This is a genomic window from Arthrobacter sp. Ld5, from assembly GCF_051172775.1.
Lineage (GTDB): Bacteria > Actinomycetota > Actinomycetes > Actinomycetales > Micrococcaceae > Arthrobacter_D.
Map to the genome: position 1 here is coordinate 1 of NZ_JBPKBO010000002.1, position 20,086 is coordinate 20,086.

Genomic DNA, 20,086 nt, shown 5'->3' on the forward strand with positions numbered 1-20,086 from the left:
AGGCGGGCGTTAACGTGAGACACGAGGACCTCCGAGCACGAAGTGTGGGAACTAGACAGCTCCACTTAGCCCGGAGGTCCTCCTCCATTTCAAGACCCCCGCGTCAACAACGTCCCAGCCCAGTACACCTAGAGCACGTCGGTGTCGCCACTGGCGCGGAGTCTCTCGACCGCGGTCTTGACCTCCTGGGCGTGCTCCTTGGTGGTGACGAGCAGCGCGTCGGGGGTGTCCACGATGACGACGTCGTCGATCCCGATGAGCGCGATCACCCGCTTGGTGTCCGAGACGACGATGCCCGAGGCGTTCTCGGAGAAGACGCGCGCTCCCTCCCCCATCACCGTGAGTTCGCTGTTCTCCTCGGCCGGGTTGAGCCGGCCGATGGCCGCGAAGTCGCCCACGTCGTCCCAGCTGAACTCGCCGGGGATCATGGCGACGTCGCCCGCGGCGGCGGCGGGCTCGGCGACGGCGTAGTCGATGGCGATCTTCGGCAGCGTCGGCCAGACACGGCGGGCCACCTCGACGCGGCGGGGGGTGTCCCACGCCTCCGCGATCTCGGTCAGGCCGGCGTAGAGCTCGGGCTCGTTGGCGGACAGGTGCTTGAGCATGAGGTCCACCGGCGCGACGAACATGCCGGCGTTCCAGGAGTAGTTGCCGCTCTCGATGTAGCCGTGGGCGACGTCCTGCGAGGGCTTCTCCACGAATTCGATGACGGCGTGCGCGCTCGGCGCCCCGTCCACGGCCAGGGGCTCCCCGGCGCGGATGTACCCGAAGCCGGTAGAGGCGTGGGTCGGCTTGATGCCGATGGTGACGATGTAGCCGCGGGCGGCCGTGTGGATGGCCTCGCGGACCGCGTCCTGGAAGACGTCGACCGGGGCGATCACCTGGTCGGCGGCGAACGACCCCATGATGATCCGCGGGTCCCTCCGGTGCAGGATGGCGGCGGCGAGCCCGATCGCGGCCCCGGAATCCTTGGGCTCCGACTCGAGGACGAGGTTCAGGTCCTCGATCTCGGGGAGCTGGGCGAGCACCGCGCGCCGGTGGACGATGCCGGTGACCACCATGATCCGCCCGTCGCAGAGCGGGCGCAGGCGGTCGTACGTGGCGCGGATCAGGGTACTGCCGGAACCGGTGAGGTCGTGCAGGAACTTGGGTGCGGCCGCCCGCGAGAGCGGCCACAGGCGCGTGCCCGTGCCTCCCGCGGGGATCACGCCGTGGAAGCGCGCGAGCGTGTCCTCGACGCGATCGGTCTCAGGGGTGTGGGCAGCCGCCCTCTCGGTACTCATCCGTTCCACGGTAACCGACGCCTGCCCGACCGCGCCCTTCCCGCGGGAACGCCGCTACCGGTGCCGACGTCGCGGCGTCGCCGGTGTTAACAACGTCACAGGGAAGGGGGTCCTACATTGAACCGGGATTGTCACCCACCTAGATTATTCTTATCTGAAGAGTGCTGTCGCACCGGCGTAATCCCTGCGTATATCGCGCTAACGCCCTCGCGATGCAGGGAGGTCAATTCAATGCCGAAGACACTGTCACCAACGGGCACCCTCTACCGTGGCCGGGAAGGCCAATGGTCCTGGGTGGCCCACCGCATCACCGGGGTCGTGATTTTCTTCTTCCTCCTCGTGCACGTCCTGGACACCTCGCTCGTGCGGGTCTCCCCCGAGGCGTACGACGCCGTCATCGCCTCCTACAAGAACCCGATCATGGGTCTCGGAGAGCTCGGACTCGTCGCCGCGATCGTCTTCCACGCCTTCAACGGCATCCGCGTGATCCTCGTGGACTTCTGGAAGAAGGGTCCCAAGTACCACCGCCAGATGCTCTGGAGCGTCGTCGGCCTCTGGGCGGTCGTCATGATCGCCTTCTCGATCCGCCATCTCTCGCACGTCTTCGGAGGTTAGTACCCCATGGCTACGCCAACCATTGAAAGCCCCCGCTCCGGCCGGGTGTCCCCGGGCTACTCCCGTACCTCCGGCTCGCGCGGCAATTTCGAGATGATCGCCTGGCTGTTCATGCGCATCTCGGGGGCGGTCCTGGTGGTGCTGATCTTCGTGCACCTCTACGTGAACCTCGTCGCGGGCGACGGCATCAGCGGTATCGACTTCGGTTTCGTCGCCGGGAAGTGGGCGAGTCCCGTCTGGCAGATCTGGGACCTGACGATGCTGTGGCTGGCCATGCTGCACGGGACCAACGGCATCCGGGTGATCATCAACGACTATGCCGAGAAGAACAGCACGCGCATGTGGCTGAAGGGTGTCCTCTACACGTCCACCGTGGTCATCGTGGTCCTCGGCACGCTCGTGATCTTCACCTTCGACCCCTGCCCCGTGATCAACGGGGTACCCCACGTCGCGGATTACTGCCCCGCCCCGTAGTCCCTGCCGCAGACCGGCAGTTCCCGCATGACGGCCTCCGGGCGCACTCATGCACCCACAACGGTTTCAACAGAAAGAGCGACCAGCATGCAGGTCCACAAGTACGACGTCGTCATCGTCGGAGCAGGCGGCGCGGGAATGCGCGCGGCCATCGAGTCCGGCCAGCGGGTCCGCACCGCCGTCCTGACGAAGCTGTACCCCACCCGCTCGCACACCGGAGCCGCGCAGGGCGGCATGTGTGCGGCCCTCGCCAACGTCGAAGAGGACAACTGGGAGTGGCACACGTTCGACACCGTCAAGGGCGGTGACTACCTCGTCGACCAGGACGCCGCCGAGGTCATGGCGAAGGAAGCCATCGAGGCGGTCCTCGACCTGGAGAAGATGGGCCTTCCGTTCAACCGCACGCCCGAGGGCCGCATCGACCAGAGGCGCTTCGGCGGCCACACGCGCGACCACGGCAAGGCGCCCGTCCGGCGGTCCTGCTACGCGGCCGACCGCACCGGGCACATGATCCTCCAGACGCTCTACCAGAACTGCGTCAAGCACAACGTCGAGTTCTACAACGAGTACTACGTCCTGGACCTCCTGATGGTCGACCAGGAGGTCACGGTGGACGGCGTGACGCGCATCGAGAAGCGCGTCGCTGGCGTCGTCTCCTACGATCTCGCGTCGGGCGAACTGCACATCTTCCAGGCGAAGTCCGTCGTGTTCGCCTCGGGCGGCGTCGGCAAGGTCTACAAGACCACCTCGAACGCCCACACCCTGACCGGGGACGGCATGGGCATCGCGTTCCGCCGCGGCATCCCCCTCGAGGACATGGAGTTCTTTCAGTTCCACCCGACCGGTCTCGCAGGCCTCGGCATTCTCCTGTCCGAGGCGGCCCGCGGCGAGGGCGCCATCCTCCGCAACTCGGAGGGCGAGCGCTTCATGGAACGCTACGCGCCCACCATCAAGGACCTCGCGCCGCGTGACATCGTGGCGCGGTCCATGGCGAACGAGGTCCGGGAAGGCCGCGGCGCCGGGCCGAACAAGGACTACGTCCTCCTCGACCTGACGCACCTGGAGCCGGCGCACATCGATGCGAAGCTGCCCGACATCACCGAGTTCGCCCGCACCTACCTGGGCGTGGAGCCCTACACGGAGCCGGTGCCGGTCTTCCCGACCGCCCACTACGCCATGGGCGGCATCCCGACGAACGTCAAGGCGGAGGTCCTCGCGGACAACGACACCGTGGTCCCCGGCCTGTACGCCGCCGGCGAGGTCGCCTGCGTCTCCGTCCACGGTTCGAACCGCCTCGGCACCAACTCGCTGCTCGACATCAACGTGTTCGGCAAGCGGGCCGGGCTCGCCGCCGCCGAGTACGCCCTCACCGCCGATTTCGTCGACATCCCGGAGAACCCCACGGCCGAGACCGAGGAACTCCTGAACCGGGCGCGCAGCTCGGAGGGCGGGGAGCGCGTCGCGCTGATCCGCAAGGAACTGCAGGACATCATGGACGCCAACGTCCAGGTGTTCCGCACCGAGGAGACGCTCCTCGAGGCGCTCCGCGTGATCGATACGCTGGAGGAGCGGTACACGCGCATCACGGTGCAGGACAAGGGCAAGCGGTTCAACCTGGACCTCCTGGAGGCCGTGGAGCTCGGGTTCCTCCTGGACATGGCGAAGGTCATGACCGCCGCGGCCCTGCACCGCAGGGAGTCGCGCGGAGGCCACTTCCGGGAGGACTTCCCGGAGCGGGACGACGAGAACTTCATGACCCACTCCATGGCCTACAAGGACCCCAGCGCCGTCCAGACCAGTGGGGTCCGCCTCGAGACCAAACCGGTGATCTTCACCCGATACCAGCCCATGGAGCGTAAGTACTGATGAGCACCGAAACGATGGAGAAGGAGCCGGCGTCCAAGGTCGAGCTCGCGCCCGGCGTCGGCGGCGGAGGAGAGATCCCCACGTTCGACATCACCCTGAAGGTCCGCCGCTACAACCCCGAGGTGTCCGACGAGGCGCACTGGGACGAGTGGCAGCTCACCATGTACGGGACCGACCGCGTGCTGGACGCCCTGCACAAGGTGAAGTGGGAGCACGACGGCTCCGTGTCCTTCCGCCGCTCCTGCGCGCACGGTGTGTGCGGTTCCGACGCCATGCGGATCAACGGGCGCAACCGACTCGCCTGCAAGACGCTGCTGAAGGACCTGGACACCTCCAAGCCCATCCTCGTGGAGCCCATCAAGGGCCTCCCCGTGGAGAAGGACCTGATCGTGGACATGGAGCCGTTCTTCCAGTCGTACCGCGAGATCATGCCGTTCCTGGTCAGCAAGGGCCACGAGCCGAGCAAGGAGCGCCTGCAGTCCTCCGAGGAACGCGAGCGCTACGACGACACCACCAAGTGCATCCTGTGTGCCGCATGCACGTCCTCGTGCCCCGTGTTCTGGACCGACGGCCAGTACTTCGGCCCGGCCGCGATCGTCAACGCCCACCGGTTCATCTTCGACTCGCGGGACGACGCCGGGGACATGCGCCTGGAGATCCTCAACGATAAGGAGGGGGTCTGGCGTTGCCGGACGACCTTCAACTGCTCCGAGGCATGCCCGCGCGGCATCCAGGTCACGAAGGCGATCTCCGAGGTCAAGCAGGCGATCCTGAGCCGCAAGATCTGAGCCGCGACGCCGGGCATCCCCGGCCGGCAGCACGTGGAAGAGGCGGTCCGTCACGACGGGCCGCCTCTTCCGCGTCCCGGGGGCTAGGTGCGGTTCCCGCGCCGGCTGCGCTGCCGCAGCGATCCGGCCTTGGCGTGGTGCAGGCGTGCGGACTCGGCGGCGGCGTCCGCCGCCCCCACGGCGCACCAGGCCGTCGCGACCAGGTACACCTGGCTCAGGAGGTAGAACCAGACGAACAGGGCGACGACGACGGCGACCGACAGCAGGACCACACTGTTGCCGAAGAGCCCGACGATCTGCGTGGAGAAGAACCGGAGCACCGAGGTGCCGAGGCCGGCGGTGAGTGCCCCCTGCAGGAGGATCCGCTTCGGCATCCTGATGGCCGAGGACGAGCGGAGCAGGACCACGACGACGAAGGTGTCCAGGAGGATCATGATCGCGAAGCCCCCGGCCTGGGTCAGCCCCTGCGTCGCCGCTGCCAGGTCGAGGAAGGAGAGCAGCGCCCCGAGCGTGTTCGTGGCGATCACGCCGAGCGCCGTCGTCACGAGCATCACCACCCCGAGCAGCGCGAGGGTGGCGAGGTCCCTGACCCGGAGGAGAACCGGGTGCGTGAGCGCGGGGGGCAGTCCGAACATCCCCCGCATGGCCTGGCGCATCCCTCCGATCCACCCCAGGGCGGTCACCACCATCACACCCGCGGAGATGACGATGGTCCACCCAAGACCACTCGTGGCCTCGAACAGGGCATCGGGTGTCACGAGACCCGTGGACCCCTCCCCCCTGTCGATCAGCCCGGGGACGGCCTGGTCGAGCAGGTCCACGGCGGTGTCCTGCAGGTCCTCGTTCCCGGCGATGACGAAGCCCAGGGCGGCGAACGCGACCACGAGCAGCGCCGCGATGGCGAAGAAGAGGCGGTACGCGAGACCCGCGGCCATCAGCGGGCCGCGCCTCCGGAGGTACAGCTGGAAGACCCGCACCGCGCGGACCGTGTTGATGCGTGACAGGAGGAGCTCGACCCGGGCGGCGAGGAGTTCCATCCCGCCGGCGCCGGAGCGCTTCAGCCGGCCCAGGTGAATGGCAGCCTCGGCGACCCTGCGGTTCAGCCCGGGCAGGTCCGCCGGGGAGGGCAGTTCACCCTGGGGCGGTCTGGGAGGTGTCAGCGCCTTGACCAAAGTGCAGCTCCTCCCGCAGCTTCCAGAGCCCCGACGGCACGTGCTCATAGAGTCCCATGGATCGCACGTCGAAGGAGGCCTCGAACGTGCCCAGCTCCTCGAGGGCGGCGTCCATGCCGGCGTCCGAGACGTCGTGCGCCACGGTGACGTGCGGATGGAAGGGGAAGTCGAGCTCGCGTTCGAGCGGCCCTGCCTGCAGCCGCGCGTGGAGGTCGACGCACTCGTCGAACCCCTCCATCAGCCTGAGGTACACCACCGGGGAGACCGGCCGGAAGGACCCGGTGCCGCGCAGCCGCACCGTGAACGGGGCCTGGTGGCGGGCCACCGCGCGCACGTGGTCGATGGTCCGGTCCCAGTCCGTGGCCGGCGTCGTCGTGATGAGGGTGATGTGCGGCGGCACGACGGCCGCCATCGGGTCGCCGAAGGACGCCCGCCACAACTCGAGGGTCCCGGCGAGGGGCTCGGGGATCGGGAGGGTGATCCCCACGGAACTACCGGTCACGCTGGAGGTGGACGTGGCGTCCGCAGCTCCGCGGGGTCGGATCGTCGAGGCGCACATCGGTCAGAAGGACTCCGCGGCGGGGAGGAAACCGACCCGCTCGTAGACCGCGGCGAGGGTCGGAGCGGCCAGGGCGCGCGCCTTGGCCGCGCCCTTCGCGAGGAGGCGATCGAGTTCGGCGGGATCGGACAGCAGTTCCTCCGCCCGGCTGCGGACCGGGGCGAGTGCCTCCACCACCACCTCCGCGAGATCCACCTTGAGGTGGCCGTACATGCGCCCCTCGTACTCGGCCTCGAGCTCCGCGACGGTCCGCCCGGACAGGCCGGCGTAGATGGCGAGGAGGTTGGAGATCCCAGGCTTGTCGGCCCGGTCGAAGCGGATCTCGGTCCCCGCGTCGGTGACGGCGGACCGGATGCGCTTGGCGGTCACCTTCGGGTCGTCGAGGAGGTTGACCAGGCCTGCCGGGGACGAGGCGGATTTCGACATCTTCGCCGTCGGGTTCTGCAGGTCGTAGATCTTCGCGGACTCCTTCTGGATGAAGGGCTCCGGCACCCTGAAGGTCTCACCGAACCGTGTGTTGAACCGTTGCGCGAGGTCGCGGCTGAGCTCCACGTGCTGGCGCTGGTCCTCCCCCACGGGGACGCCGTCGGGCTGGTACAGGAGGATGTCCGCGGCCTGGAGGACCGGGTAGGTGAACAGGCCCACGCTCGCGGCGTCCGTGCCCTGTTTCGACGCCTTGTCCTTGAACTGCGTCATCCGCGACGCCTCGCCGAACCCGGTGATGCAGTTGAGCACCCAGGCGAGCTGGGCGTGTTCGGGCACGTGCGACTGCACGAAGAGCGTCGCCCGGTCCGGGTCCACGCCGCCGGCGATGTACTGGGCGGCGGTCAGCCGGGTGCGGTGCGCCAGTTCCTTGGCGTCCTGCGGCACTGTGATCGCGTGCAGGTCGGGGATGAAGAAGACGGCGTCGTAGGTCTCCTGCAGGCGTACCCACTGCACGAGGGCACCAAGGTAGTTGCCGAGGTGCAGCGACCCCGCAGAGGGCTGCATGCCCGAGAGGATGCGCTGCCGCCGTTCCGGGTGCGCGGCGGGCGTGGGCTGTGTCATGGAGGCTGTCCTGACTCTAGATCTGGTAGTCGACGACGAGCGGCGCGTGGTCGGAGAAGCGCGTGTCCCAGCTCGGCGCCCGGTCGACGACGGCGCTCACAGCGCTCCCCGCGAGCGCCGGGGTGGCGAGCTGGTAGTCGATCCGCCAGCCGGTGTCGTTGTCGAACGCCTGCCCGCGCCAGGACCACCAGGTGTACGGGCCGTCCACCTCGCCCGCGAGCAGACGTGCCACGTCCACGAACCCGCTTTCGTCCGAGAGGAAACGGTCGAAGTACGCGCGCTCCTCGGGCAGGAAACCGGCCTTCTTGAGGTTGCCCTTCCAGTTCCTGATGTCGAGCCGGGTGTGGCCCACATTGAGATCCCCCATCACGACGGCGTGGTCTGCGCCGTCACGCAACTGCGGCAACCGGGCGGTCATGGCGTCGAGGAAACGGTACTTGTCGTCCTGCTTCTGGGTGCCCACCTCGCCGGAGTGCACGTACGCGCTCACGACGGTCAGGGTTCCGCCGTCCACGGCGAAGTCGGCTTCCACCCAGCGGCCGGACGTGTCGAAGTACGCATCGCCGATCGTCGTGCGGGTCGCCGTCGGCGCCCGACGCGAGGCGACGGCCACCCCGGCGCGCCCCTTGGCCTCGGCCTCGGTGTGCAGGATGTGCCAGTCCTCGCCCAGCAGGGTGCGGACCACGGCGTCGGGAGCCCGGACCTCCTGCAGGCAGAGGATGTCGACGTCGCGCCCGTCGAGCCAGTCCTGCATGCCGCGCTTGTAGGCGGCACGGATCCCGTTGACGTTGACCGAGGCGACACGCAAGGGTTTCTGAGGGGGATTCGAGACCGGACTCACCCGATCCACTGTACCCGGCGGGGTATGCGGCTCAGTCGACAATGGTGCCCTCGACCGGTCCTTCGTTCGACCCCTTCATCATGGAGCGGGCATTGTGCGAGGTGATCTCGATCGTCTCGAGGGCGCGCTCGACCATGCCCTCGTCCGTGCCGAGGTACTCCCTGACCACCCCTACCTGCACCTGGACGATCTTGAAGCTGTGGTCGAGCTTGAGGTCACGGGTCCTGTCCCCTGCGGGCTGGACCGTGCCCTGGCCCGACGGGCCCTGGCCGCCGGGCCCGAAGACCCCCTGGGCCTCGAGCCGCGCCGTCGCCTTCCGCGCCGCCCCCCGGAGGCTGAAGACCACGTAGCTGAACACAAGGAGCCAGCCGAGGGAGACGATCACCACCAACCAGCCGACGACGTCGTTCTGGTTGGCCGCGAAGACCACGGCGACGAGGAACACGACCAGCATGACGGCCATCCCGGCCGTTCCCATGCGCATGCTCGGACCCCGGCCCGCAGGCCTCCCATTGCTCCCTAGTGACTGCATCTGATCATTCTCCCGCATCGGCGACCGCACTCCGGGTGCTTCCACCGCGGGCGAACTTTCGGCCTTTGATAAGTTTCCTTCCAGTTTTCCCATCCGTGATGGTTCTCACCCCGAACTACCCCCACGCGCGCCTCCCGGCTCGCTTCATTCGTCCTATGGAGGAACACCCATGAACAAGAAGATGCGTCTCCTGGCAGTACCCGCCCTCGCACTCGGCACCGTCGCCATGGCAGGGGCCCCCGCGATGGCCGCTGATGCCAGCTACTCGTCGACCCTCGGCCAGCTCAACGGCACCACCGGTTCCGGCAGCATCACCGTCGACGTGACCGGCGACACCGCGATGGTCAACCTGCAGGTCTCGGGCCTTGCCGAGACCTTCATGGACGGGCCCTACCCCCACGTCCAGCACGTCCACGGCGGCGCGCAGGGCACCTGCCCCACGATGGCCGACGACGCCAACGGCGACGGGATCGTCAGCGTCACCGAGGGTGCCGGCCTGTACGGCGGCATCAAGACCACGCTCACCACCTCCGGCGCCACGACGCCGGCGGAGGGCCTGAATCTGGCGCTCGGTGGCCAGGGCGGCACCTACAACGTGCAGCGTGAGATCACCCTCGACGCCGACACCAAGGCCGCCCTCGAGGCCGGCACCGCCGTCGTCGTCGTGCACGGTCTCGATCCCGCGACCGCCGGCGTCTCCGAAGAGGTCTTCGCTTCCCCGAGCGATCTCGACCCCGAGCTCCCCCTCGGCGCCACCTCGCCCGCCCTGTGCGGCACCCTCGTGAAGGGCCAGATGGGCGCCATGCCGTCCGGTGGAGCCGACACCGGCGTCGCCACGGAAACCGGCACGAACACCGCGGGCATGATCGCCCTCGGTGGCGGCCTGGTCCTCGCGGCAGCAGCCGGCGGCACCTACGTCGTCCGTCGCCGCACGGCCGACAACGCATAACCACGATCACTCACCATGATCGATAGAGTGACCGGCCACCGCTGGGGCGTCACCGCCCCGGCGGTGGCCGCTCTTTTCCTCCTCGCCGGGTGTGGATCAGCGGACGCCCCCGCGGCCGCGCCGACGTCGTCCGCCGCAACCCCGAGCGCCTCCGCGAGTGTCTCCCCGGATGCACCCGCGACAGCGGCGCCGTCGTCCGCACCCTCTGCGGCGTCCGCCACCTCCGCGCCGTCGCCCGCCCCGGCCGCGACGCCCTCCCTGCCGGCAGTCCTCCCTGCCTCTGCGCCCGTCAGCCTCGAGATCGCGTCGATCGGGGTCCGGACCGACCTGCTGAAGCTGGGCCTGCGCGAGAACCGGAGCCTCGAGGTCCCGCCCGACGGCCCGGGAGCGCCCGCCAGCTGGTACGACCAGTCCCCCACGCCCGGCGACCGAGGCCCTGCCGTCCTGCTCGGCCATGTGAACGCCACCGGCGGCGGCAAGGGCGTCTTCGCCGACCTGCGCTCCCTCACCGCCGGCGACCGCATGAGCGTCACACGCGAGGACGGCACGACGGCGGTCTTCGAGTTCCGGCGCGGCGAGGCGTACGGGAAGGACGAGTTCCCCACCCTCGAGGTGTACGGGAACACCCCGGGGTCGGAGCTCCGCCTCATCACGTGCGACGGCTACAACCCCGAGACGGGCGAGTTCGACGACAACTACGTCGTCTACGCGACGCTCGTGGTCTAGCAGTACATCTAGCGCAGGAAGAGTTTCCTCAGGCGCAGGGTCGTCAGCAGCAGGCCCACCGCGATCATGACGAGGAAGTAGCAGAGGTGGAGGACCGTCGCCGGGGTGAAGGAGGCGACGCTGATCTGGCGCAGCAGTTCCACCCCGTGCCAGAGGGGCAGCGCCTGGATGAACCACTGGATGCCCTGCGGGTAGACGCTGAGCGGGTAGAAGGTCGCCGAGAACAGGAACATCGGCAGCATCACGAAGTTGATCCACTCCATCTGCTGGAAGGTCCTCATGAAGCTGGTGATCCCCATGCCGAAGGACGCGAACCCGAACGCGATCACCACGGATGCCGGGATCATGAGCAGGGCCACCGGTGTGGTCATGAGCCCCATGAGTGCCATCACCGCGGTGAAGCCGGTCGCGTACAGGGCGCCGCGCAGGAGGGCCAGGAAGATCTCGCCGATCGCGACGTCCAGCGGCCCGAGCGAGGTGTAGAGCATCCCCTGGTACAGCTTGGCGAAGTTCATCTTGAAGAAGACGTTCCATGTGCTGTCGTAGACGGCCCCGTTCATGGCCGAGACCGCGAGCAGGGCCGGCGCGATGTAGGCCGCGTAGCTGATCGGCCGGCCGTCGGGGCCCTCGACCGTGCCGACCAGGGCGCCCAGGCCCACGCCCATGGAGACGAGGTAGAGCACCGGTTCGAAGAAGCCGGACACCATGATGAGCCAGTTGCTGCTGCGGGTCGCGAGGAGCCCGCGTGCGATGACGGCCTTCGCGTTGCGCGAGTACAACGCGGCCAGGGGTCGCTGCGAGCCGTCCAGCGCGTAGTCCTCGGCGGTGAGCGGGGCGCTCATCGGCCGAGCCTCCTCGCGTAGACGGCGCGTGCCAGCCGCAGCCCGACGACGGCGAGGACCACGAGGTACAGCACGTGGACCACGGCGAGCCAGGGCGGGATCGCGTACCCGTAGGTGAGGCTCCGGCCCAGTTCCGTCCCGTGCCACAGCGGCGAGATCCACCCGATCCACCGCAGGAAGACCGGCAGGGTGTCGAGCGGGAAGAACGTCCCGGAGAAGAGGAACAGGGGCGTCACGAGAAAGCGCATGACGAGCGCGAACTGGCCCTTGTCCTCCTCGACGCTCGCCGAGTAGGCCATCAGCGGGAGCCCGAACGCCAGTCCGCTGAGCACGGCGACGGGGATGACGGCTGCTCCCGTGGCGGACGGCGACGCACCGAAGGCGGCGACGATGAGGAAGTAGACGAGAGTGGTCGCGGTCAGCCGCGCCGTGATCGCGAGGACGTGCCCGTTGACGATCTGGGCGGTGCCGAGCGGGGAGGCGTGCGGTCCGTAGTACACCCGCCGCCACTTGAAGCCGTCCATCACCGGGTAGGTGAACTCGGTGGCCGCCGTCATGATGGTCGCGGACGCCAGCAGGGCCGGTGCGAGGAAGGCGAGATAGCCGACACCGCCGAACGCGTCGGCGGAGTTCCGGTCCACGAGCGTGGCCAGGCCCACCCCCATCGCGAAGAGGTACATGACCGGGGTGCCGACGCTGGAGGCGAGCAGTGTCCAGCGGTAGCCCTGCATGGAGCGGAGCACGTGCTCGGCGTAGTACCAGGATCCGAAGGACCGCGCGCGGCGCGCGGAGACCTCCGGCGCATGGGCGTGGAGGCGGTACGGAGGGCCCCCGGGGGCTTCCCGGACGGCGGGCTCCCGCTCACTCAACGAGACTCCTCCCGGTCAGGCGCAGGAAGACGTCCTCCAGGGAGGACCGCCGGACGAGGGACGTGAGGGGCTTCAGCCCCCGGGAGGTGACCTGCTCCAGCGCGGCCTCGCCGTCCTGCGCGTAGATCAGCACGCGGTCCGGCAGCGGCTCGAGGCGTTCCCCGATGCCCTGCAGTTCGCCCGCCACCGTGGTGTTGCGCTCCGAGCCGAACCGCAGTTCGAGCACCTCCCGCGTGGAGTGCTCCCGGATGAGCTGCGCGGGGGACCCCTCGGCCATGATCCGGCCCTTGTCCACGACCACGAGCCGGTCGCAGAGCTGCTCCGCCTCGTCCATGTAGTGCGTGGTGAGGATGAGGGTCACGCCGGACTCCTTGAGCCGGAACAGCCTGTCCCAGAGGATGTGCCGCGCCTGCGGGTCCAGGCCGGTGGTGGGTTCGTCCAGCAGGAGGATCTTCGGCTCGTTGATGAGCGAGCGCGCGATCGTCAGGCGTCGTTTCATGCCGCCCGACAGCGCGTCGACCTTCGCTCCGGCCTTGTCGGTGAGCTGGGCGAACTCCAGCAGTTCGTCGGCCTTCGGCCTGAGGTAGCTCATCGGGAGGCCGAAGTAGCGGCCGTAGACGATGAGGTTGTCGCGGACCTTGAGTTCCTCGTCGAGGTTGTCCTGCTGCGGCACGACCCCGAGGTGTGCGCGTACCTCGGGCCCGTGGTCCTCGGGGTCGAGGCCCATGATGGTGAGCCGGCCCGAGGTCCGCTGCGAGACCCCGCCGATCATGCGCATCGTGGTCGACTTCCCGGCACCGTTCGGGCCGAGCAGTCCGAAGGACTCGCCCGCCGGGACCTCGAAGGAGATGCCGTCGACCGCTTTGAACTCGCCGTAGTGCTTGCTGAGCTGCTGCGCGGAGATGACGGGTGGTCCTGCGAGGTGGGTGTGCACCCGCCCAGCCTAGGCGAGAACCCCCTCGCCGCGAGCCGGTGGGCACCCGCGTGTCTACTGCTGGGCGGCCCGGCGTTCCGCGGCCTCGACGACGTTCGTCAGCAGCATCGCCCGGGTCATGGGCCCCACTCCCCCAGGGTTCGGCGAGAGCCAGCCGGCCACGGACGCCGCGGCGGGGTCGACGTCGCCGGTGAGCTTCGCCTTGCCGGTCTCCTCGTCCTCGACGCGGCTCACGCCCACGTCGAGGACGATCGCGCCGGGCTTGAGCTGGTCCGCGGTGATCATGTGCGGGATCCCGGCAGCCGCCACGACGACGTCGGCGCGGCCGAGGTGCCCGGCCAGGTCGACGGTCCCGGTGTGGGCCAGGGTGACGGTCGCATTGATCTGCTTGCGCGTCAGGAGCAGCCCGAGCGGACGGCCGACCGTGACGCCGCGTCCCACGACCAGCACGTCCAGGCCCTTGAGGGCGACGTCGTGCCGGAGGAGGAGCTCGACGATCCCGTGCGGGGTGCACGGCAGCGGCGAGTCCATCGCGGCGTTCACGTTGAGGACGAGCCGGCCGAGGTTCATCGGGTGCAGTCCGTCGGCATCCTTCGCCGGGTCGATCCGTTCGAGGATCGCGTTGGTGTCGATGTGCGCGGGCAGCGGGAGCTGCACGATGTAGCCGGTGGTGGCGTCGTCGTCGTTCAGCTCGTCGAGGACCGCCTCGAGTTCCGCCTGGGTGACGGTCGCCGGGAGGTCGCGGCGCACCGACGTGATGCCCACCTGGGCGCAGTCGCGGTGCTTGCCCGCCACGTAGGAGTGGCTGCCGGGGTCGTCCCCGACGAGCACCGTGCCGAGGCCGGGGGTCACCCCCCGCTCCCGGAGGGCGCTCACGCGCTCGGCGAGTTCCTCCTTGATGCGGGCGGCGGTGGCCTTGCCGTCAAGGATGCGGGCGTTGGTCATGGGAGAGGTCCTTGTCGTCGTGCGCGTCCAGTTGCTCGAGGAGGAACGCCTTGCCGCGGTCGCAGCAGCCGGTGAAGCAGCATTCCTCCGTGGGGATGTCGAAGTCCGTCGACGCCGCGGCCCGCGAGGTGAGGGCCCCGGGCGGGAACGGATCTACCACTCCTCCTGGCCCGGGTACAGCGGGAAGTCGGCGGCGAGGGCGGACACGCGGGCGCGCAGGGCGTCGACGTCGGGCGAGGGCTTGAGCGCCGCCGCGATGATCTCGCCCACCTCCGTGAACTCGGTGGCACCGAACCCGCGGGTCGCGAGTGCCGGCGTCCCGATCCGGAGGCCGGAGGTGACCATCGGCGGGCGGGGATCGAACGGCACGGCGTTGCGGTTGACGGTGATCCCCACCGAGTGCAGCACGTCCTCTGCCTGCTGGCCGTCGAGCGACGAGTTCCGCAGGTCCACGAGGACGAGGTGGACGTCGGTGCCGCCCGTGAGGACCGAGACGCCGTGCTCGGTGACGTCCGGGGCCGTGAGGCGCTCGGCGATGAGGCGTGCACCCTCGAGGACGCGCTCCTGGCGCTCCCGGAACTCGGCCGATCCGGCGATCTTGAAGGCCGTGGCCTTGCCCGCGATGACGTGCATGAGCGGGCCGCCCTGCTGCCCGGGGAAGACGTTCGAGTTGAGCTTCTTGGCCCATTCCTGCTTGGCGAGGATCACGCCGGAGCGCGGGCCCGCGAGGGTCTTGTGGACGGTGGAGGTGACGACGTCGGAGTGCGGGACGGGGCTGGGGTGGACCCCGGCGGCGACCAGGCCGGCGAAGTGCGCCATGTCGGTCCAGAGCAGGGCGCCGACCTCGTCGGCGATGGCGCGGAACGCCGCGAAGTCCAGCTGGCGGGGGTAGGCCGACCAGCCGGCGATGATGACCTGCGGCTTCGCGGCGAGCGCCTGCTCCCGGACGCGCTCCATGTCCAGGCGGTGGGTGTCCTCCTCCACGCCGTAGGCCGCGACCTCGTAGAGCTTGCCCGAGAAGTTGAGCTTCATGCCGTGCGTGAGGTGGCCGCCGTGCGCGAGGGAGAGCCCCATGATCTTGTCGCCGGGCTTGATCATGGCCGAGAGCGCCGCCGCATTGGCCTGCGCGCCGGAGTGCGGCTGGACGTTCGCGAACTCGGCACCGAACAGCGCCTTGACCCGTTCGATCGCGAGGTTCTCGGCGACGTCGACGTGCTCGCAGCCGCCGTAGTAGCGGCGCCCGGGGTAGCCCTCCGCGTACTTGTTGGTGAGCACGCTGCCCTGGGCCTCGAGCACCGCGCGCGGGGCGAAGTTCTCCGAGGCGATCATCTCGAGGGTGTCCCGCTGCCGTGCCAGCTCGTCCCGGAGGACGGCGGCGATCTCCGGGTCCACCTCGGACAGGGGAGCGTTGGTGACGGAGTCGGCGTGGGAGGGAGCCATGGGCGAAGTGGTCATCGGTCGATCCTTCTCTGGGTCTCGCAAGGGGTCAGCGTGAGTCGCGGGCGGGGCCGGACCACAGTCCGCGCCCCGGCCGCTCGTAGAACGTGACCCGCGGCCCAGGCGTGCGATCCGTGGTCTGCACTGGAAGCGCGGTTGCCCCCTCGAGGGATCCCGGCCTCCCGCCGCTTCCTGGTGGTTGCCCACCCTACGCCAGTCGCGACGCTCCCATGCTAGCCGGAATACGACGACGGCGGGGCCGGTTCCGCATCAGTGGAGCATCCACGGATGGATCACTGGAACGGTGGCCGACGGGCGGCCCCGCAGCGGGAAGGTGGTGGCCATGCACGGGCCGGCACGGGAAACGGACGGAACGGGACGACGCGTGCGCGTCGTCGTGATCGGCGCCGGCCAGGCGGGGCTCAGCAGCGCCTACCACCTGGCGCGCCGGGGCCTCCGCCCGCGCCGGGACTTCGTGGTCCTGGATGCCAATCCCGCGCCCGGCGGGGCCTGGCTGCACCGCTGGCCGGCCCTCACCTTCGACGCCGCCCACGCCCTCCACGACCTCCCGGGCCTGCGGCTCGGGTCGCCGGACCCGGAGGAACCCGCCTCCCGGGTGGTCCACCGGTACTACGGCGACTACGAGCGGACCTTCGCCCTGCCCGTGCTCCGGCCGGCCCGGGTAGTCCGGGTCGAGGCGTGCGACGACGACGGCCCCCTCCGCGTGGCCACCGCGGACGGCGCCTGGGTGGCCGACGTCGTCATCAGCGCGACCGGCACCTGGGACCGCCCCTACTGGCCCTCCTACCGCGGTCGCGACGTCTTCGCCGGGCGTCAGCTGCACACGCACGACTACCGCTCGGCCGAGGAGTTCGCGGGCCGGCGGGTGCTCGTGGTGGGCGGGGGGACCTCGGCCGTGCAGTTCGTCCTCCAGCTCCACGCCGCCGGCGCCACGCCGCTCTGGTCCACCCGCCGTTCGCCGTCGTTCACCCGCCGCCCGTTCGACGCCGAGTGGGGCCGGGAGGTCGAGGCCGCCGTCGACGCCCGGACGAGCGCGGGCCTCCCGCCGGCCAGTGTGGTGTCGGCGACCGGCCTGCCGCTCACGGCCGACTACCGAGCGGGCATCGACGCCGGGGTCCTCGTCTCGCGCGGACCGCTGGCCGAGCTGCGCGAACGGTCGGCGGTGTTCGCGGACGGGACGGAGGAGCCCTTCGACGCCGTGCTCTGGGCCACCGGCTTCCGGCCGGCGCTGGACCACCTCGCGCCGCTGCGCCTCCGCGAGCCCGGCGGCGGCATCGTCATGGACGGTGTGCGCGTGGTGAAGGAACCGAGGCTCCTGCTCGCCGGCTACGGCGCCTCGGCGTCGACCCTCGGCGCCACGCGGGCAGGGCGGGCCGCCGCCGCGGCGGCCGCAGGCCGACTGCGCGCGATCGCGTCACAATCCGGGCCCGCCGGTAATCTGGCGTAGGTGACCTCCCCCGACGCCCCGCGCTCCTTCTCCCTGACGCTGTCCTGCCCCGACCGGCCCGGGATCGTCCACGGTGTCTCGGGCGCCCTGGTCGGCGTCGGCGCCAACATCACCGAGTCGCAGCAGTACGGCAGCCCGGACACCGGCACCTTCTTCATGCGCGTGGCCCTCGATACCGCGGCCCCGGAGGAGGAGCTCCGTTCCGCCCTCGAACCCGTGGCCGGGGAGTTCGCCATGGACTGGTCCCTCACGCCGTCCGCGCGCCGCACGCGCACGCTCATCATGGTGTCCAAGGCCGCGCACTGCCTCAACGACCTCCTCTTCCAGCACCGCTCCGGCACGCTCGCCATCGACATCCCCGTGATCGTGTCCAACCACCGGGACCTCGAGGAACTCGCCGCGTTCTACGGCATCGAGTTCCACCACATCCCTGTGACCCCCGAGACGAAGGACGACGCCGAGGACAGGCTGCGCGCGCTGATGGACGAGCACGGGATCGAACTCGTGGTCCTCGCGCGGTACATGCAGATCCTCAGCGACCGGCTCTGCGAGGACCTGCTCGGCCGCGCCATCAACATCCACCACTCGTTCCTGCCGTCCTTCAAGGGCGCCCGCCCGTACCACCAGGCCCACGCGCGCGGCGTGAAGCTCATCGGCGCCACCGCCCACTACGTCACCGGGGCCCTCGACGAGGGACCGATCATCGAGCAGGAGGTCATCCGCGTCGATCACGCGCGGACCGCCGAACAGCTGACGGCGATCGGCCGGGAGCTGGAAGGACGCGCGCTCGTGCAGGCGGTCCAGTGGCATGCCGAGCGACGCGTCCTGCTCGACGGTCGTCGCACGATCGTCTTCAACTGACGCCGCCGGGCCGCCCGCAGGCCGGGTCGCCTAGGCTGGCGCCATGACCCACCTCATCCCGTTCCGCGGCAGGACCCCCGTCATCAGCGATTCGGCGTTCACGGCGCCGACCGCAACCCTCATCGGAGAGGTGACGCTCGGCGCGTTCGCCAGCGTCTTCTACGGCGCCAGCGTCCGCGCGGACACCGCCGCGATCTCGATCGGTGCGGGGACCAACCTCCAGGACAACGTGGTGGTCCACGCCGATCCGGGCTACCCGGCCACGATCGGCGACCGCGTCAGCGTCGGGCACGGCGCCGTGGTGCACGGATGCACCGTCGAGGACGACTGCCTCATCGGGATGAGCGCCACGGTGCTGAACGGTGCCGTGATCGGCGCCGGCTCCCTCGTTGCCGCCGGCGCCGTCGTCCTCGAGGGCACGGTCGTCCCGCCGCGCTCGCTCGTCGCCGGCGTCCCCGCGAAGGTGCGGAGGCAGCTCGACGACGACGAGGTCGCGGGTGTCCGCGCCAACGCCGACCGCTACAAGACTCTCGCCCAGGAGCATCGCCAAGCGTTCACTTCTTGACGACAAGGAGCAGGTGCGGCACCCTTGGACCCATGCCCGCAGAATCCCCCTCGACGGCGAGGAAGAGCCTGAGCGCCCCGCCTCCGAAACCGGGATCGCAGTCCGCCCTGCGCGAGCGGAACCAGCAGCGCGTCATCGGAGCCCTCATGAGCGGCGGGCCGCGGACCCAGGCCGAACTCGCCCGGCAGACCGGCCTGTCGACGGCGACGGTCTCGAACATCGTGAAGTCGATGGCCACGACGGGGATCGTCAGCACCGTCCCCACGACCAGCTCGGGCCGACGGGCCCTGTCCGTCGTCCTGAACGACACCGGGCAGGTCGCCGCGGGCATCGACATCGGCCGCCGGCACCTGCGCGTGGTCCTCGCCGGACCCAACTACAAGGTCCTCCAGGAAGCCGCCGTCCCCCTCCCGCTCGGCCACAGCGCCCAGGACGGGCTGACCGCCGCCTCGGACCTGCTGGACACCCTGCTCGAGAACGGAGGCATCTCCCGGGGCGCGCTCCTCGGTGCCGGCATCGGCATCCCTGGCCCCATCGACCGGCGTACCGGGACGGTGGTGCAGGGTGCCATCCTGCCCGAATGGGTGGGCATCAACATCCACGAGACGTTCGGCGAACGGCTCGGCGTCCCCGTCTTCATCGACAACGACGCCAATCTGGGCGCCCTGGCGCAGGTGACCTGGGGCCCGCACAGCGCGGTCGACAACCTGATGTTCATCAAGGTGGGATCCGGCATCGGCTCCGGCCTGGTCCTGAACGGAGCGCTGTTCTACGGCCACGTCGGGATCACGGGGGAACTGGGGCACACCACCATCAACGAACACGGACTCGTCTGCCGGTGCGGCAACCGCGGCTGCCTCGAGACCGTCGCCTCGACCTCCACCATGATCGAACTGCTCGGCCGCGGGGGCAGCGGGCCGGTGGACACCCGGCGGATCATCGACCGGGCGCTCACCGGTGACACCGCGACCCTCCGCGTGATCGACGACGCCGGCGTCGCCATCGGCCGGGCGCTCGCCCACATGGCCAACCTGATCAACCCCGAGACCATCGTGGTCGGAGGCCCGCTCACCGACCTCGGGGAGATCCTCCTCGGACCGGTCCGGCGCGGTCTGGCCCGCCATGCCGTGCCCATCATCGGCGAGACGACGACCGTCTGCATGTCCTCGCTCGGCGACCGCGCCGAGGCCCTCGGAGGCGCCGCCGTCGTCCTCGCCCAGGCGGGACTCTCCCCCGCAACCCGGATCGTTACTTAAAGATTTCCTCTATTTTGAGGGACCTTTGTGTTCAACAGTTGACGGCAACGGTTTGGC

22 protein-coding genes are annotated in these 20,086 nt (G+C 69.7%); 10 read left to right on the plus strand and 12 right to left on the minus strand.

Annotated elements, in window-relative coordinates:
- Positions 1 to 128: 128 nt before the first annotated feature.
- Positions 129 to 1,283 carry a mannose-1-phosphate guanylyltransferase gene (locus tag ACSGDB_RS00385; protein WP_434991914.1) on the minus strand — a complete coding sequence of 385 codons (1,155 nt, stop codon included), beginning with the start codon at positions 1,281 to 1,283 and terminating at the stop codon, positions 129 to 131.
- 231 nt (positions 1,284 to 1,514) lie between these two features.
- Here ACSGDB_RS00385 and sdhC point away from each other — a divergent pair, with 231 nt between their 5' ends.
- The 4 genes from sdhC (at position 1,515) to ACSGDB_RS00405 (ending at position 5,026) form a co-directional block, all read left to right on the plus strand.
- Complete coding sequence (gene sdhC, locus ACSGDB_RS00390) at positions 1,515 to 1,898, plus strand: succinate dehydrogenase, cytochrome b556 subunit (protein ID WP_052274151.1); 384 nt, start codon at positions 1,515 to 1,517, stop codon at positions 1,896 to 1,898.
- A 6-nt stretch (positions 1,899 to 1,904) separates the two neighbouring features.
- Positions 1,905 to 2,372, plus strand: coding sequence for a succinate dehydrogenase hydrophobic membrane anchor subunit (locus tag ACSGDB_RS00395; RefSeq protein WP_434991915.1), 468 nt, complete (start codon positions 1,905 to 1,907; stop codon positions 2,370 to 2,372).
- An 87-nt stretch (positions 2,373 to 2,459) separates the two neighbouring features.
- A complete protein-coding gene (gene sdhA / locus ACSGDB_RS00400; protein WP_434991917.1) occupies positions 2,460 to 4,238 on the plus strand; it encodes a succinate dehydrogenase flavoprotein subunit in 1,779 nt (592 codons plus the stop codon).
- The gene (locus ACSGDB_RS00405; protein ID WP_434991919.1) at positions 4,238 to 5,026 is read left to right on the plus strand and encodes a succinate dehydrogenase iron-sulfur subunit; all 789 of its coding nucleotides are present in this window, start codon (positions 4,238 to 4,240) and stop codon (positions 5,024 to 5,026) included. The genes sdhA and ACSGDB_RS00405 overlap by 1 nt, the downstream gene beginning before the upstream one ends.
- A gap of 83 nt (positions 5,027 to 5,109) precedes the next feature.
- Here ACSGDB_RS00405 and ACSGDB_RS00410 read toward each other — a convergent pair whose 3' ends face one another.
- Genes ACSGDB_RS00410 through ACSGDB_RS00430 form a run of 5 tightly spaced genes read right to left on the minus strand, consistent with a single transcriptional unit; the run spans position 5,110 to position 9,177 of the window.
- Positions 5,110 to 6,198 (minus strand): YihY/virulence factor BrkB family protein, encoded by a 1,089-nt coding sequence (locus ACSGDB_RS00410; RefSeq protein WP_434991920.1) that lies wholly within the window; start codon positions 6,196 to 6,198, stop codon positions 5,110 to 5,112.
- A complete protein-coding gene (locus ACSGDB_RS00415; protein WP_434991921.1) occupies positions 6,158 to 6,700 on the minus strand; it encodes a 2'-5' RNA ligase family protein in 543 nt (180 codons plus the stop codon). Before ACSGDB_RS00415 ends, ACSGDB_RS00410 begins: the two co-directional genes overlap by 41 nt.
- A gap of 60 nt (positions 6,701 to 6,760) precedes the next feature.
- Positions 6,761 to 7,804, minus strand: coding sequence for a tryptophan--tRNA ligase (gene trpS, locus ACSGDB_RS00420; protein ID WP_434991923.1), 1,044 nt, complete (start codon positions 7,802 to 7,804; stop codon positions 6,761 to 6,763).
- Positions 7,805 to 7,820: 16 nt separating this feature from the next.
- On the minus strand, positions 7,821 to 8,654 hold the full coding sequence (locus ACSGDB_RS00425) for an exodeoxyribonuclease III (RefSeq protein ID WP_434991925.1): 834 nt from the start codon (positions 8,652 to 8,654) through the stop codon (positions 7,821 to 7,823).
- A gap of 22 nt (positions 8,655 to 8,676) precedes the next feature.
- The gene (locus ACSGDB_RS00430) at positions 8,677 to 9,177 is read right to left on the minus strand and encodes a hypothetical protein (protein WP_434991927.1); all 501 of its coding nucleotides are present in this window, start codon (positions 9,175 to 9,177) and stop codon (positions 8,677 to 8,679) included.
- 169 nt (positions 9,178 to 9,346) lie between these two features.
- Here ACSGDB_RS00430 and ACSGDB_RS00435 point away from each other — a divergent pair, with 169 nt between their 5' ends.
- Together ACSGDB_RS00435 and ACSGDB_RS00440 are read left to right on the plus strand one after the other, a co-directional pair.
- Positions 9,347 to 10,126, plus strand: a complete 780-nt coding sequence (locus tag ACSGDB_RS00435) for a hypothetical protein (RefSeq protein ID WP_434991928.1) — start codon at positions 9,347 to 9,349, stop codon at positions 10,124 to 10,126.
- A 15-nt stretch (positions 10,127 to 10,141) separates the two neighbouring features.
- On the plus strand, positions 10,142 to 10,852 hold the full coding sequence (locus ACSGDB_RS00440; protein WP_434991929.1) for a class F sortase: 711 nt from the start codon (positions 10,142 to 10,144) through the stop codon (positions 10,850 to 10,852).
- Between the two features lie 8 nt (positions 10,853 to 10,860).
- Here the strand turns inward: ACSGDB_RS00440 and ACSGDB_RS00445 are convergent, their stop codons facing one another.
- Genes ACSGDB_RS00445 through glyA form a run of 6 tightly spaced genes read right to left on the minus strand, consistent with a single transcriptional unit; the run spans position 10,861 to position 15,897 of the window.
- Positions 10,861 to 11,694, minus strand: a complete 834-nt coding sequence (locus ACSGDB_RS00445; protein ID WP_434991930.1) for an ABC transporter permease — start codon at positions 11,692 to 11,694, stop codon at positions 10,861 to 10,863.
- The gene (locus ACSGDB_RS00450; RefSeq protein ID WP_434991932.1) at positions 11,691 to 12,563 is read right to left on the minus strand and encodes an ABC transporter permease; all 873 of its coding nucleotides are present in this window, start codon (positions 12,561 to 12,563) and stop codon (positions 11,691 to 11,693) included. Before ACSGDB_RS00450 ends, ACSGDB_RS00445 begins: the two co-directional genes overlap by 4 nt.
- On the minus strand, positions 12,556 to 13,497 hold the full coding sequence (locus tag ACSGDB_RS00455) for an ABC transporter ATP-binding protein (RefSeq protein WP_434991933.1): 942 nt from the start codon (positions 13,495 to 13,497) through the stop codon (positions 12,556 to 12,558). Before ACSGDB_RS00455 ends, ACSGDB_RS00450 begins: the two co-directional genes overlap by 8 nt.
- 54 nt (positions 13,498 to 13,551) lie before the next feature.
- The gene (locus ACSGDB_RS00460) at positions 13,552 to 14,442 is read right to left on the minus strand and encodes a bifunctional methylenetetrahydrofolate dehydrogenase/methenyltetrahydrofolate cyclohydrolase (RefSeq protein ID WP_434991934.1); all 891 of its coding nucleotides are present in this window, start codon (positions 14,440 to 14,442) and stop codon (positions 13,552 to 13,554) included.
- Entirely contained in the window at positions 14,420 to 14,602 is a 183-nt protein-coding gene (locus tag ACSGDB_RS00465; RefSeq protein WP_434991936.1) for a hypothetical protein, read from the minus strand. Before ACSGDB_RS00465 ends, ACSGDB_RS00460 begins: the two co-directional genes overlap by 23 nt.
- On the minus strand, positions 14,596 to 15,897 hold the full coding sequence (glyA, locus tag ACSGDB_RS00470) for a serine hydroxymethyltransferase (protein ID WP_434991938.1): 1,302 nt from the start codon (positions 15,895 to 15,897) through the stop codon (positions 14,596 to 14,598). The genes ACSGDB_RS00465 and glyA overlap by 7 nt, the downstream gene beginning before the upstream one ends.
- 325 nt (positions 15,898 to 16,222) lie before the next feature.
- Between glyA and ACSGDB_RS00475 the strand changes: the two genes are divergently transcribed.
- From ACSGDB_RS00475 to ACSGDB_RS00490, 4 genes are read left to right on the plus strand one after another with little or no spacing between them, the layout of a single operon-like run.
- Positions 16,223 to 17,347: an FAD-dependent oxidoreductase gene (locus ACSGDB_RS00475; protein WP_434991940.1), complete on the plus strand. Its 1,125-nt coding sequence runs from the start codon at positions 16,223 to 16,225 to the stop codon at positions 17,345 to 17,347.
- Positions 17,348 to 18,208: a formyltetrahydrofolate deformylase gene (purU, locus tag ACSGDB_RS00480; protein WP_434991942.1), complete on the plus strand. Its 861-nt coding sequence runs from the start codon at positions 17,348 to 17,350 to the stop codon at positions 18,206 to 18,208. It begins immediately after the preceding gene.
- A 43-nt stretch (positions 18,209 to 18,251) separates the two neighbouring features.
- Positions 18,252 to 18,773 carry a gamma carbonic anhydrase family protein gene (locus ACSGDB_RS00485; protein ID WP_434991944.1) on the plus strand — a complete coding sequence of 174 codons (522 nt, stop codon included), beginning with the start codon at positions 18,252 to 18,254 and terminating at the stop codon, positions 18,771 to 18,773.
- A gap of 32 nt (positions 18,774 to 18,805) precedes the next feature.
- Positions 18,806 to 20,029, plus strand: a complete 1,224-nt coding sequence (locus ACSGDB_RS00490) for an ROK family transcriptional regulator (protein WP_434991945.1) — start codon at positions 18,806 to 18,808, stop codon at positions 20,027 to 20,029.
- The last annotated feature ends 57 nt before the right edge of the window (positions 20,030 to 20,086 follow it).